The sequence below is a fragment of the Pantoea sp. SYBGC1 genome (assembly GCF_057197005.1).
The window spans coordinates 67,146-81,627 of record NZ_JBXUNM010000009.1; the positions used below are offsets into that span (position 1 = coordinate 67,146).

A 14,482-nucleotide genomic window follows, 5' to 3' on the forward strand; every position below is an offset into this window, starting at 1 on the left:
GATAAGACGGCCGATCTGCGCCGGCCAGAAGCGTTAATATTTACGTGCCTGCTGAATGTGCTGATTCAGCTTGTCAGCGACCTGCTGCGTACGCTCAGATTCAGAGGTTTGCGCTACGCCGACGTTCCACCAGCTGAAATATTTGTGCACCATGGTTTTTGGCAGCACTTTGATATCAATCAGGGTGGAGACGCTTTGCTGCTGTGCGTCGGCCAGCGCCGCCTTCAGCTGCTCAAGCGTGGTGACGCGGTAGGTTTTGCAGCCGTATCCGGCAGCAATGGCTGCAAAATCCACCGGCACAAAGCCGCCATCGAGCCGCCCCCCTTCCGGATTACGGAAGCGGAATTCGGTCGTAAAGCTGTCCATACCGTGTTCCATCTGCAGGTTGTTAATGCAGCCGTTGGTCATGTTATCCAGCAGGATGACGTTGATCTTCGCGCCCTCCTGAATCGACGTCACCAGCTCTGAGTGCAGCATCATGAAAGAGCCATCACCCACCATGGCATAGACCTCACGCTGCGGCTGGGCCAGCTTTGCTCCCAGCGCGGCGTTGACTTCATAGCCCATGCAGGAGTAGCCATACTCCACGTGATAGTCGTTGTAACTGCGGGTGCGCCAGACGCGCTGCAGATCGCCCGGCAGGCTGCCCGCTGCGGCCACAATAACCGCGTCGTCCGGCAGCTGCTCGTTCAGCGTACCGAGCACGCTGCTCTGCGTCAGCACGGATTGAGTCAGACGCTGAAATTCGGCAAACAGCGCGTCGCGATCGATATGGTCGGCAATTTCCGGAACGAAATCATCGCTGTTCCAGGTGGCAGCATAGACGCGCTGCGTCTCCTGCCGCAGCTGACGCTGCGCCTCTGCTATCTGATCGCCCCAGTGGCTTTCAAAGCCCTGCAGCTGGTGCGTCAGCGCGGTCAGCCCTTCGCGCGCATCGGCGAGCAGCTGCACGCCATCGAGCTTGTAGCTGTCGAAGTTGCTGACGTTAAGATTAAGGAAGCTGACCTCCGGATGCCGGAAAATCCACTTTGACGCGGTGGTGAAGTCGGTGTAGCGGGTGCCGATACCGATAACCAGATCGGCCTCTTTCGCCAGCAGGTTAGCGGCCAGAGAGCCGGTTTCCCCCACGCCTCCCAGGTTCAGCGGATGTTCGGAACTCAGCGTACCCTTGCCCGCCTGCGTTTCCGCAAACGGAATCGCGAAGCGCTCAGCAAACTTCAGCAGCGCCTCACCCGCTCCCGAGTATTTGACGCCACCGCCCACCACAATCAGCGGTTTGCGCTTGCGCGCAATCAGCGCCAGCGCTGCCTCAAGCTGCGCTGGAGAAGGAAGACGGCGATCGAGCCGATGCACGCGCTTCTGAAAGAAGTAGTCCGGGAAATCCCACGCTTCGCCCTGTACATCCTGCGGCAACGCGAGCGTCACTGCACCGGTTTCGGCGGGATCGGTCAGCACGCGCATGGCGTTAATACAGGCGGACATCAGCTGCTCCGGGCGGCTGATGCGGTCCCAGTATTTGCTGACGGCGCGGAAAGCATCATTGGTACTGATACTTAAATCGTGGCTCTGCTCAATCTGCTGCAGCACCGGATCGGGCTGGCGGGTCGCAAACACATCTCCGGGGAGCAGCAGCAGCGGAATACGGTTGGCCGTGGCGGTTGCCGCAGCGGTAATCATGTTGGCCGCGCCCGGGCCTACCGACGAGGTACAGGCGATAATTTGACGGCGCAGCGACTGTTTGGCAAAGCCGGTCGCGGCATGCGCCATACCCTGCTCGTTGCGTCCCTGATACACAATCAGATCGCCGCTATCCTGCTCCAGCGCCTGACCCATGCCGAGTACGTTACCGTGGCCGAAAATGGCGAACACGCCTTTCACAAACTTGCTCTCTGCGCCATCGACATTCAGATACTGATTATCGAGAAACTTCACCAGCGCCTGTGCCGTTGTCAGTCTGATCGTGCCCATATCTTTTTTCCTTTACTTGCCGGCATCCGCAGAGGAGCCTCGCGACCCGGAGCAGGCTCTCTGGCTGCCCCGCGCATAAGTGAAACATGCGGCGATTATAAACAAATATTTTTTCCATAAAATACAATTACAGAAGAAACATTTCATTTTGCGATGGAGATCAAATTCAGCAGAGTAAAGTGGCTGAGCAGCCGTTTCTGCGTGGCTAAAGTGGAACGAAGCCAGAAAGCGTGACGCCGATGTGAACTTTTGTTTCACCCGAAAAGCTTCTGCTATTTACCTGATATTTCCTGCGATCGGCTTCACAGCCCGGAGATGCCGCACCTGTTTATGACGTTACCCCTGCTCTGTTGCGTAAAGCGGTAATTTTACCTGGCTCACAAAATAAAGATGTATGTTTCATTTTATGTTGTTTATGAAATATTCATTCCTCATACTGACTTTCCAGCCAGTCAGGCATTCTGAGAACCCGACAGCAGCGTACCCGAAATGGGTGATGATGTTCGTGCCTGCTTATCACAGAAGGAAACTATAGGTATGAGTACACAACAGAAGCGGCTTGATGTGATTTGTATCGGACGCATCGCCGTTGATCTCTATGGTCAGCAAATCGGCTCGCGCTTAGAGGATATGACCAGCTTTAATAAATATCTGGGGGGATCCTCAGGCAACGTGGCGTATGGCACAGCTATTCAGGGGCTGAAATCTGCGATGCTGGCGCGCGTCGGCGATGAACATAACGGCCGTTTTTTACGTGAAGAGCTGCAGCGCGTCGGCTGTAATACTGACGGCCTGATCACCGATAAAACGCGTCTGACCGGACTGGTGATCCTCGGCATTAAAGATGAAGAGACCTTTCCGCTGATTTTCTATCGCGATAACTGCGCGGATATGGGACTGGTGCCGGATGATATTCAGGAGGCGTTCATTACCTCTTCACGCGCGGTCGCGATTACCGGCACGCACCTTTCCCATCCGGATACCCGCGCCGCCGTGCTGAAAGCGCTGGATATTGCCCGCCGCAACGGGCTGCGTACCGCGCTGGATATCGACTATCGGCCGGTATTGTGGGGCCTGACCTCATTGGGCGACGGTGAGACGCGCTTTATTGAATCGGGCCAGGTAACCCGCCAGCTGCAGGAAGTGCTGCACTATTTTGACCTTATCGTCGGCACTGAAGAGGAGTTTCACATTGCCGGCGGCAGTACCGATACGCTGACGGCGCTGAAAAATGTGCGTCAGGCAAGCCAGGCCACGCTGGTGTGCAAGCGTGGTCCGCTGGGCTGCGTGGTATTTGAGGGCGATATTCCGGACAGCTGGGAACAGACCCGGCTGCAGAGCGGCGTGCAGGTTGAAGTGCTGAACGTGCTGGGTGCGGGCGACGCATTTATGTCTGGTCTGCTGCGCGGCTGGCTGAACGATGAGAGCTGGGAGCAGGCGTGTCGCTACGCGAATGCCTGTGGCGCACTGGTGGTGTCGCGGCACGGCTGCGCGCCGGCAATGCCCACCAAAGCGGAGCTGGATGATTTCCTCAGCCGCGACCGTGAGGTCAAACGACCGGATCGCGATACGCGCCTTACTCACCTGCACCGGGTCACCACGCGTCGGCAGCAGTGGCCGGAGCTGAATGTATTCGCCTTTGACCATCGCAAACAGCTGGCTGATATGGCGCAGGAAGCGGGCGTCAGCGAGGCGCGCATTCCGCAGTTGAAACTGCTGCTGCTGCAGGCGGCGCAGGAGGCGGCGGCAGAAGCGGGCCTGAATGAAAAGAGCGGCATTCTGGCCGATACCACCTACGGGCAGAAGGCGCTGAACGCAATTACCGGCAAAAAGTGGTGGATTGGTCGTCCGATTGAGCAGCCCGGATCGCGACCGCTGCGCCTGGAGCATGGCAATATCGGTTCGCAGCTGATCGACTGGCCGGCGGAGCACGTGGTGAAGTGTCTGGTGTTTTACCATCCGCACGACAGCGCTGAGCTGCGCGATGAGCAGGATGCACTGCTGCTGGATGTCTGGCGCGGCTGTAACAAGAGCGGGCATGAGCTGCTGGTAGAGGTGATCCTGCCGGAGAGCAATCCGGATCATAACGAGTCTTACTATCATGAGATGCTGAGCCACTTCTACAGCCTCGGTATTCAGCCCGACTGGTGGAAACTGCCGCCGCTCTCTGCAGAGAGCTGGCAGGCAATAGGTGCGCTGATTGAACAGCAGGATCCGTATTGTCGCGGCATACTGCTGCTTGGCCTGGACGCGCCGGAAGATAAGCTCAAGGCGGGCTTTGCCGCGGCGGCGCAGGCGGAGTGGGTAAAAGGATTTGCCGTCGGACGCACCATCTTTGGTCAGCCGTCACGTCAGTGGCTGAAAGGCGAGCTGGATGACCAGACGCTGATTGAGACGGTAAAAGGCAACTATCTGCGGCTGATCGGCTACTGGCGCGCGGCGCGCGGGTAGGTCCGGCGGGCGCGGTTTCCGTACACCCTCTCCCCTGGCGGAGAGGGTGCAACCCTCTGCTTCAGCTGTTTCCCCCCTGCATCTCTCTTTCCGGATCCGATAACCTCACCGCAAACCGCACCGCCACCACGCGGTTTTGTGAGGTATTGCATAATCCAATGAAATAGATGCGCTGCTGATGACAATTGAATGAAATTTTCCATCCATCTGGTACTATAGCGCTCATTATCCAGCCATTTTTCTTTTGTAAGCGGGCCGAAGCAATGACCAATAATCCAACCCAGCTCACTCTGCTACAGGACGATATTCGTCGTCGCTACGAGACGCTGAGCAAGCGTCTGAAGCAGGTGGCTCGTTATATTCTCGATAACAGCAACAGCATTGCCTTTGATACCGTCGCCTCTATCGCTCAGCAGGCTGATGTACCACCCTCCACGCTGATCCGTTTTGCCAACGCTTTTGGCTTCAGCGGCTTCAATGAAATGAAACAGGTATTTCGTCAGCATCTGATGGAAGAGACCGTTAATTATACCGAGCGCGCGCGCCTGTTTCGCCAGACGGCTACCGACGATAGCGCCAGTTCGCCGGAAAGCCCGATGGAGATCCTCAACGTCTTCACCATGGTTAACAGCCAGGCCCTGCAGCAGCTGGCGATGCAGATTAACCCTGAACAGCTCAACAAAGCGGTACAGATGCTGAATGAGGCGGAGAATATCTACATTATTGGCCTGCGCCGCTCCTTCAGCGTGGCTTCCTATCTGGTGTATGCGCTGCGGCACCTTGAGCGCCGCGCGTTCCTGATTGACGGTCTCGGCGGCATGTTTACCGAGCAGCTGAGCATGGTGAATCCTAAAGATGTGGTTATCGCTATCAGCTACTCGCCCTACGCCCGCGAAGCTGTTGAGCTGGTCGAGCTGGGTGCCCGGCGCGGCGCGCATCAGATTGCCATCACCGACAGTCAGGTCAGCCCGCTGGCCGCCTTCAGCGACGTCTGCTTTGTGGTACGTGAAGCGCAGGTTGATGGATTCCGTTCTCAGGTTGCCTCACTCTGCCTGGCGCAGACGCTGGCCGTGTCGCTGGCGCTGACTAACAGCAGCGAGCCGGAATAACTGCACCCGTAAAAAAGGGCAGCGCGCTGGCTGCCCTCTTATCCTCCATACCGCGACTCAGCGGCTGCGTGGATAGCTATCGCTGTTTACCCAGGCGTGATCTTTCTCCCAGGTAAATTTCCACTGCCGTACCGGTCCCGCCATCACGTTGAGATAGTAGTTGTCATAGCCCGCCAGCGTGGCGACCGGGTGGTAACCGCGTGGCACCATGACCACATCGCGGTTGCCGGGTGCCATACAGACATCCAGCGAGCGATCGTCGGTATAGACCCGCTGCATAGCAAAACCGGGCTCCGGATCAAAGCGATGATAGTAGGTCTCCTCCAGATAGGTCTCATCCGGGCTCGCTTTATCATCATGCTTATGGCTTGGCCAGGAGCTGGTCGCCCCTTCACCGGTATAAACCTCCACCACCAGCAGGCTGTCCGCCGCTTTGTTATCCGGCAAAATATTGTGCACCAGGCGCTGATTACGCCCTTTGCCGCGATGCTCTATCCCTACCTCTTCTGGCGGAATAAGCCGGGCCGGCAGATCGCCATGCCCCGGTGCGCTGCATACGGCCAGTTCGAGATCGGTTTCTGCGGTGATCTCCGCCTGATCGTGGTGCGGCACATAGACTGACCAGGGGGGAGTCCGCTCAAACGGCGACATGCGCTTGCCGATACCGGCAAAAGCAGCGTGACGGGTTTTAACCGACGCCCGCCCGGCAACCAGCACCAGGCAGAGCTCTTTCTCATCACTCTGCAGCGTCAGCGTCTCGCCCTGCTTTAACAGGTAAGCCGCAAAGCCAACGTATTCCCAGCCCGCGCTCTGCGGCGTGACGTGCTGAATACGACCGCTGCTGTCAGGCTGCTGTGCTTTTGAAATCAGGGACATGCTTTCCTCCTGTCAACTGCCTTAACCCAGCGTCGGCATACTGAATTCCGATACGGTCTGCTGACCGCTGGGCCAGCGTACGGTGGCGGTTTTCATCCGCGTATAAAAGCGTACGCCATCCGGGCCATGCACATTCAGCGCACCAAACACGGAACGTTTCCAGCCGCCAAAGCTGTGGAAAGCCATAGGAACCGGCACCGGAACGTTTACGCCCACCATGCCTGCCTCAACGTTCTGAATAAACTCGCGCGCGGTGTGGCCGTTGCTGGTAAAGATGGCGCTGCCATTGCCAAACTCATGGCTGTTAACCAGCTGCAGTGCGCTGCTGTAGTCGCTGGCGCGCATGATGCTCAGCACCGGACCAAAGATCTCCTCGCGCCAGATCACCATATCGGAGGTGACGTTATCGAACAGCGTGCCGCCTACATAGTAGCCCTCTTCATGACCCGCGACCCGGAGAGTCCGGCCATCGACCACCAGCTTCGCCCCCTCCTGCTCACCTTTATCGATGTAGCCGAGCACTTTTTTCTGATGGGCGGCAGAGACCACCGGACCCATCTCATTTTCTTCTGCGCCCTGCTGCATGCCGGGCCCTACGCGCAGCGCTTTGATCAGCGGCGTCAGGCGGGCAATCAGTTTGTCCGCGGTATCATCGCCGACGGCAACCACCACCGGCAGCGCCATGCAGCGCTCGCCCGCTGAGCCAAACGCACCGCCCATAATGGCATTAACGGTGGCATCCAGATCGGCATCCGGCATGACGATAGCGTGGTTTTTGGCTGCGCCAAACGCCTGTACGCGTTTGCCGTGCGCGCTGGCCGTTTTATAGATGTGCTCCGCAACGCCGGACGAGCCGACAAAACTGACGGCCGCGATGCGCGGATCTTTATACAGCTGCTCTGCATCATCATTAGATGAGTGCACAACGTTGAATACGCCATCTGGCAGGCCCGCTTCTTTCAGCAGCTCCGCCATACGCACCGATGCGGACGGATCCAGAGCCGGTGGTTTGAGAATAAAGGTATTTCCGCACGCCAGCGCAATCGGGAACATCCAGAGTGGCACCATCGCCGGGAAGTTAAATGGCGTAATGCCTGCCACCACGCCCACCGGTTGCATCAGTGAATAGCTGTCAACGCCGGTGCCAACGGCCGGTGAGTTTTCGCCTTTCAGCAGGTGCGGAATGCCGCAGGCAAACTCAATCACCTCAATACCGCGCGTCAGCTCACCGAGCGCATCTGACCAGACCTTGCCATGTTCTGAGACAATCAGGGCTGCCAGCTCATCACGGTGCTTTTCCATCAGCGCTTTGAAATTGAACATGACGCGTGCACGACGCAGCGGCGCGGTTTTCGACCATTCCGGAAAGGCAGCGTGCGCTACCGCAATCGCCTGCTCAACTTCTGCAGCGGTGCTTTGCGTCAGCTCACGCACCACTTTGCCGGTTGCCGGATCGTAAACCGGAATGGTTTCATTACTGGCGCTGTGCGTGATGCTGCCACCGATAAAGTTTCCAATAATAGTCATGTCGATGCCTCATTGATGTAAAGGGCCCTGCAGGCAGCAAAGGGTTAGCGCCAGGCTACCCGGGCAGGTGAAATGAAAAGCGTGCTATGAAGCTATTACAATGAAATAAATTTTTCAAATAATCTTTTTTGGAAGATTTTCTTTTAGCGGGCTGGATCGCATTTTTTCTGGCTGGCGGGGCGTTTCTCAGTTATCTCAGGCAAAAGATCTGATACTGCAGATAGCATTGCCGGCGTATTTTTGCGAAGCGGATCTACTCTTTTACATTTCATTATTTACTTATTTTGAAACAAATGTTCTCCTGCTTTTCATCAGTATCTCTGCCTGCACGAGGTGCTCAGCGATCCTTATCTGTGTCCCTTCGGGATACTTTTGCCGTTGCTGGCCCCGGTCGGGGCCTTTTTTTTATGGCGTCTCCGCGCTCTCCGGCTGGCGGGATTTCAGCATATAGAGCGTGTAGCCCAGCGCGACGCAGACCAGCAGCGCCGTCAGCAGATAGACCTGCGACACGCCGGCATAGCTCATGATCAGGCCAGCAAGGGGTCCCGTAATGCCCAGCGCCAGATCCATAAAGGCGGTATAGGTTGCCAGCGCGCTGCCCTGATTCTGCTGCGGCACCGCTTTGACCGCGACGACGCCGATAGCCGGAAATACCAGAGAAAAGCCTGCGCCGGTCAGAAAGGCCCCCAGCTTCGCCATCCACGGATCGACCGCGCCTGCGACCAGAAAGAGGCCCGCCGCTTCGATGGCAAAGCAGACGCTGGCAACGCGCAGCCCGCCCCATTTGTTAATCGCATCCGGAAACAGCAGGCGCATGCCCACGAACGCGCTGCTGAACAGCGTCAGGGCAAACGCCGCCCCTTCCCAGCCACGTTCGCGGTAGAACAGGGTAATAAAGGTCGCAATCACGCCAAATCCGGCCGATCCCATCGCCAGCAGCACGCCATAGCCATATATTTTTCCCAGCACCGCACGGAACGGCAGCGGGCGCGCTTTACTGCCTTTAACCGCCGCACGCGGCAGCGCCAGCACCATCGCCAGCAGGCTGATGGCCACAATGACTACCGAGAGCTGCAGCAGCCCGCCGCTGCGAAACAGCGCAACCCCCAGCGGCGCACCCAGCGCCATGGCGCCGTAGGTGACAATGCCGTTCCAGGAGATGACGCGCCCGATATGCAGAGAACCCGCTTTCGCCACGCCCCACAGCGACGTCCCGGTGCCGCAAAAGCTCTGACCGACGCCGAGAATAATGCGCCCCAGGCAGAGCAGCGTCAGGCTGAGCAGCGCCTGCTCCTGTGCCAGGGCGGAGAAGAGCATACAGAGTCCGCTCAGCAGGCTACCTGCCAGACCCAGCACCACCACGCGCTTGGGGCCCCAGCTGTCGGCAAAGCGTCCGGCATACGGCCGGCTGAGCAGCGTAGCGATATACTGCAGGCTGATCACTACCCCGGCCCAGAACGCGCTATATCCCAGATTGTCATGGACGAACCCAGGCAGCACCGCCAGCGGCAGCCCGATAGTCAGATAGGTGGCGAAATTAAATTTCACAATAGAAAGAATCTGCAGATTCAGCCGGAGACGGCTCTGTTCCGCAGCAGCAGGCAGGTCAGGCATAGATAATCGCGCTCACGACAGGCATTTGATAACAGAAAATTAACTATACGCCTTTTCAGAGGGTATGCATCTGCTGAACGCCCTGGATCGTAGCTCTGTTTCTGGCGCTGTGCCCTGGCGTCTTCCCTGCCTGCACGTGTATAAACAATCTCTTACCCGCCTTCAGCTACACTTGGATCAGAAAAATTCCCCGCAGGAGCAGCAATGAACGAAAAGCCGCAGGAGAGAATTGGCCAGAACATTCTGGTCAAGCTGGCGATGTTAGTGATTATTCTGGCAGGCATCCGCGCCGCATCAGACATACTCGTCCCCTTTCTGCTCGCCAGTTTTCTGGCCATCGTGCTCAACCCGCTGGTCAGCTCGCTGATGCGTCGTGGGCTACGCCGCGGCGTCGCTATCTCACTGGTGATTACCGTGATCTTTATTATGATGCTGCTGCTGGTCGCCGTGCTGGCAAGCTCAGTCGGTGAATTCAGCGATACCTATCCGCAGATCCGCACCATGCTGGAGCAAAAGCTGACGGTCATCCAGCATCTGGCGGCAGGTTTTCATATTAATATTTCAACCGAAACGCTGGCGCAGCACTTTGACCCGAATCTGATCATGAACATGGCGACCACGGTACTGGCACAGTTTTCCGGCGCGATGACCAATATTGTGCTGCTGATCCTGACGGTGGTGTTTATGCTATTTGAAGTGCACCACCTGCCTTATAAAATGCGTAATGCCCTCACTAATCCGCAGATCCGTATTGCCGGCCTGCACAAAGCGCTAAAAGGCGTCACCCACTATCTGGCTCTGAAAACGCTGGTAAGCCTGATAACCGGATTTTCGGTATGGCTGGTTCTGCTGCTGCTGGACGTGAAGTTTGCGCTCTTCTGGGGGGTGGTCGCTTTTATACTCAATTTTATTCCCAATATCGGCCCGATTATCGCCGGTATCCCGCCGTTTATTCAGGCGCTGGTGCTGAATGATATTTACGATGCGATGCTGGTCGCATTTTTGTTCAGCGCAATCCATATGGTATTTGGCAACATGCTGGAACCGCGTCTTATGGGGCGCGGGCTGGGCCTCTCTACGCTGGTGGTTTTTCTGTCGCTGATTTTCTGGGGCTGGCTACTGGGGCCGGTCGGCATGCTGCTGTCGGTGCCGCTGACCAGCGTCACAAAAATTCTGATGGAAACCACGCCGGGCGGCAGCCGGCTGGCGATCATGCTTGGCACCGGCAGGCCGCGCCTGAAACGACGCGAGCCGCAGCGGCAGATCAAATAGCATCCGGCCCCGCCACCGTTTTGCGTTTAGCGATCAATCCCTCTTTATCGCTGCTTTTAACCGTAAAAACACGATTTATCCGCTGGATAAACGCAAATTGAGCGGAAAAAAGTGGGCGATAAGCGCAACGGGCAGCGATCGTTAGCGCCGGCTGCTGGCATCACGGACGATTCGCAGCCCTGCAGAGCGTAAAGAAGATGCTATGCTGCTGGCGCGGCTGATGAATGCCTAACCCCACCGAGGAGAGTCTGGTGCCTCTGCGTAAAAAACGTCGTGATTTTGGCTGGCTCTATATTGTCTGCGCCGGACTGCTGCCGCTGGTGCTGGGCATCGTCTGTACGGCGATTGAAGCGCGCCATATGGTCAGGCAGCAGCAGGTGGCAACAGCCAATATTCTGCTGGCTCAGGCGGAGAAAATGAGCGACAACGCCTGGGGTATGATCGCCGAACTGCAGCAATACCAGCATCAGAGCTGCAGCGATATCGAAAAACACCTGCAGCGTATCGGCACGCTTAACGCCTACTTTCGTTCGGTGGGGATGCTGCAGGGCGATAACATCACCTGCTCCTCCGCTTACGGCGTTAATCACGGCGCGCTTGAATCAATGATAATGCGTCCGCTGCCGGTAACGGGTAAAGCCGGCTGGAGCCTCTCACTGCCGGGCACCTCAGGCGTACCACATCGTCCGGCGGTGATTTTCGTGCGTCAGCTACCGGACAGCAGCGGCTTCTGGGCCGTTATTGATGGCCAGTATCTGATGGACTTTATGCATGCCATGGGAGAGTCCCGCGGCTATCAGATGAGCCTGCAGTTCAGCGAAGGCGCGATTATCGCCAGCGGCAACCCTAAAATGCCCGCTGAACACTATATGCAAAGCACCCAGTTTCAGAGTGCCTCGCAGCATTACCCTATTCGCGTCAGCGTAACCGTGCCACCGGCAGAGCTGATCGCCGCCTGGCGGCAGGCGCTGTTTATCTTCCTGCCGATGGCCTCAATCTTCTCAATCATGCTGATGATACTGACGGCAAACTGGCTGCGCCGGCGTATCTCCTGGGCCGATGAAATCCGCCGCGCTATGCGTAACCGTCAGTTTTCGGTTTACTATCAGCCGGTGTACAGCAACACCCTGGCGCGCTGCTCAGGCGCCGAAGCGCTGCTGCGCTGGCAGCTTCCCGATGGGGAGATGGTGCGGCCCGATATTTTCATTACGCATGCGGAGTCGGAGGGGATGATTGTCGATCTCACCCGCCACCTGCTGGAACTGATGAGTGAAGATATCGCCCGCTGGCCGGTGATGCCAGGTTTTCACCTCGGATTTAATCTGGCGGCAGATCATCTGCAGCATGCAGAATTTACTGAGGATATCATGCAATTTGCGCACGCTATCCGCGACAAGCAGATGCTGCTCACGCTTGAACTTACCGAGCGCAGCCTGATTCAGGATGGCGAAGCGGTGGCGCACAAGCTGCGCTTTCTGCAGGCGCAGGGCATGAAAGTTGCTATCGACGATTTTGGCACCGGACACTGCTCCCTCTCCTATCTGATGACCTTCCCGCTCGACTACCTGAAGATCGATCGCGGCTTTATCAATGCCATTGAAGGGCTGGAGATCGAAACGCCGGTGCTGGATGCGATTATCAATCTCTGCCACAAGCTGAAACTGGAGGTGCTGGGCGAAGGAGTGGAAACCGCGCTGCAGCTCGCCTATCTGCAGCAGCGTCAGGTCACGTTTATTCAGGGCTATTTTTATGCCCGCCCTGTCGCCAGTCAGACCTTTCTGCGCTGGCTGAAGGAGCATGGCAGTCAGCCGCTGACCGATGTCGTCTCTGCACCGCACTGACCTCGCCACAGCCCGCGTAACATGCGGGTTATGTCAAAAAAAGTAAAATATTTTTTACCCCTCTGACACCGCTTTACGACCACATAATTAGCTAAAAAGTAACCACTTAATGGCTAAAACATGACAAATATCACATAAAAACGGTATACTCTGTCGCGGTTCGCAATAATTACCTGGGTAATAATTGCTATGGCTGGCCAGGGAAAAACCCGTTTTCACGGCTATGCTTTAATTTTCTCAACGCCGCGGACTGAGTTGATAGCAGACAGCCGGCGGCGTTGAGGATTTTTCGAATTCCAATACAGGGTAACATCATGAAATTACGTAGGAAGCGTGTAAAACCTATCGGGCTGGATGACGTCACCATTATTGATGACGCCCGCTTACGCAAGGCTATTACTGCGGCATCGCTGGGTAATGCGATGGAGTGGTTCGATTTTGGTGTCTATGGCTTCGTTGCCTATGCGCTGGGTAAAGTCTTTTTCCCTGATGCATCTCCGGGCGTGCAGATGATCGCAGCGCTGGGTACTTTTTCTGTTCCGTTCCTGATCCGTCCGCTGGGTGGTCTGTTCTTCGGCATGCTGGGCGATAAGTATGGCCGCCAGAAAATTCTCTCTATCACCATTGTTATTATGTCGATCAGTACCTTCTGTATCGGCCTGATCCCCTCCTACGCCTCAATTGGCATCTGGGCACCGATTCTGCTGCTGCTGGCCAAAATGGCCCAGGGCTTTTCAGTCGGCGGTGAGTATACCGGGGCATCGATTTTTGTTGCAGAGTACTCCCCGGACCGTAAACGCGGCTTTATGGGCAGCTGGCTCGACTTCGGCTCTATCGCCGGTTTCGTGCTGGGTGCAGGCGTTGTGGTGCTGCTCTCGACCATCATCGGCGAAGCTAACTTCCTTGAGTGGGGCTGGCGCGTGCCGTTCTTCCTGGCGCTGCCGCTGGGCCTGATTGGCCTCTATCTGCGCCATGCGCTGGAAGAGACCCCGGCTTTCCAGCAGCACGTTGATGGTCTGGAGCAGGGTGACCGTGACGGCCTGCGCGATGGCCCGAAAGTGTCGTTCAAAGAGATCGCCACCAAACACTGGAAAAGCCTGCTGGCCTGTATCGGTCTGGTGCTTGCCACCAACGTGACCTACTACATGCTGCTGACCTACATGCCGAGCTACCTGTCGCACAACCTGCACTACTCGGAAGATCATGGGGTGCTGATTATCATCGCCATCATGATGGGTATGCTGTTTGTACAGCCGATCATGGGCATGCTGAGTGACCGCTTCGGTCGTCGTCCATTTGTTATCCTCGGCAGTATTGCGCTGTTCTTCTGTGCGATCCCGGCGTTTACGCTGATTAACAGTAACGTGTTGGGCCTGATTTTTGCCGGCCTGCTGCTGCTGGCGGTGATCCTCAACGCCTTTACCGGCGTGATGGCCTCGTCGCTGCCGGCGATGTTCCCGACGCATATTCGCTATAGCGCGCTGGCCAGCGCATTCAACATTTCGATTCTGGTTGCTGGTCTGACGCCGACCGTGACTGCCTGGGCAGTAGAAGCCAGCAACAACCTTTATATGCCTGCCTACTATCTGATGGTGGTTGCTGTCGTGGGTCTGATCACTGGTCTCTATATGAAAGAGACGGCGAACAAACCGCTGCGTGGCGCCACGCCTGCGGCATCTGACCTGGATGAAGCCCGTGAGATCCTGCAGGAGCATCACGACAATATCGAACAGAAGATTGAAGATATTGATGCCGAGATCGCACGCCTTGAGGCTAAACGCCGCAACCTGGTCGATCAGCATCCGGTTATTAAAGAGTAATATT

9 protein-coding genes are annotated in these 14,482 nt (G+C 56.7%); 5 read left to right on the forward strand and 4 right to left on the reverse strand.

Going from position 1 to position 14,482, the window contains the following annotated elements; genetic code table 11:
- Positions 1 to 33: 33 nt before the first annotated feature.
- Positions 34 to 1,968, reverse strand: coding sequence for a 3D-(3,5/4)-trihydroxycyclohexane-1,2-dione acylhydrolase (decyclizing) (iolD, locus tag AC2CF9_RS14610; protein ID WP_484557322.1), 1,935 nt, complete (start codon positions 1,966 to 1,968; stop codon positions 34 to 36).
- A gap of 537 nt (positions 1,969 to 2,505) precedes the next feature.
- Here iolD and AC2CF9_RS14615 point away from each other — a divergent pair.
- Both AC2CF9_RS14615 and AC2CF9_RS14620 read left to right on the forward strand, forming a co-directional pair.
- Positions 2,506 to 4,419, forward strand: a complete 1,914-nt coding sequence (locus AC2CF9_RS14615) for a bifunctional 5-dehydro-2-deoxygluconokinase/5-dehydro-2-deoxyphosphogluconate aldolase (protein ID WP_150018456.1) — start codon at positions 2,506 to 2,508, stop codon at positions 4,417 to 4,419.
- Positions 4,420 to 4,682: 263 nt separating this feature from the next.
- Positions 4,683 to 5,528, forward strand: a complete 846-nt coding sequence (locus AC2CF9_RS14620; RefSeq protein WP_150018455.1) for a MurR/RpiR family transcriptional regulator — start codon at positions 4,683 to 4,685, stop codon at positions 5,526 to 5,528.
- A 57-nt stretch (positions 5,529 to 5,585) separates the two neighbouring features.
- Here AC2CF9_RS14620 and iolB read toward each other — a convergent pair whose 3' ends face one another.
- The 3 genes from iolB to AC2CF9_RS14635 all read right to left on the reverse strand — a co-directional run bounded on the left by iolB (position 5,586) and on the right by AC2CF9_RS14635 (position 9,545).
- Complete coding sequence (gene iolB, locus AC2CF9_RS14625; protein ID WP_150018454.1) at positions 5,586 to 6,404, reverse strand: 5-deoxy-glucuronate isomerase; 819 nt, start codon at positions 6,402 to 6,404, stop codon at positions 5,586 to 5,588.
- Between the two features lie 21 nt (positions 6,405 to 6,425).
- A complete protein-coding gene (locus AC2CF9_RS14630; protein ID WP_150018453.1) occupies positions 6,426 to 7,931 on the reverse strand; it encodes a CoA-acylating methylmalonate-semialdehyde dehydrogenase in 1,506 nt (501 codons plus the stop codon).
- A gap of 405 nt (positions 7,932 to 8,336) precedes the next feature.
- Entirely contained in the window at positions 8,337 to 9,545 is a 1,209-nt protein-coding gene (locus tag AC2CF9_RS14635; RefSeq protein WP_150018452.1) for an MFS transporter, read from the reverse strand.
- 204 nt (positions 9,546 to 9,749) lie between these two features.
- Here AC2CF9_RS14635 and AC2CF9_RS14640 point away from each other — a divergent pair, with 204 nt between their 5' ends.
- From AC2CF9_RS14640 to proP, 3 genes are all read left to right on the forward strand, one after another.
- Positions 9,750 to 10,817, forward strand: a complete 1,068-nt coding sequence (locus AC2CF9_RS14640; RefSeq protein WP_039381005.1) for an AI-2E family transporter — start codon at positions 9,750 to 9,752, stop codon at positions 10,815 to 10,817.
- Positions 10,818 to 11,068: 251 nt separating this feature from the next.
- A complete protein-coding gene (locus AC2CF9_RS14645) occupies positions 11,069 to 12,658 on the forward strand; it encodes an EAL domain-containing protein (protein WP_484557349.1) in 1,590 nt (529 codons plus the stop codon).
- A 314-nt stretch (positions 12,659 to 12,972) separates the two neighbouring features.
- Positions 12,973 to 14,478, forward strand: coding sequence for a glycine betaine/L-proline transporter ProP (proP, locus tag AC2CF9_RS14650; RefSeq protein WP_150018450.1), 1,506 nt, complete (start codon positions 12,973 to 12,975; stop codon positions 14,476 to 14,478).
- The last annotated feature ends 4 nt before the right edge of the window (positions 14,479 to 14,482 follow it).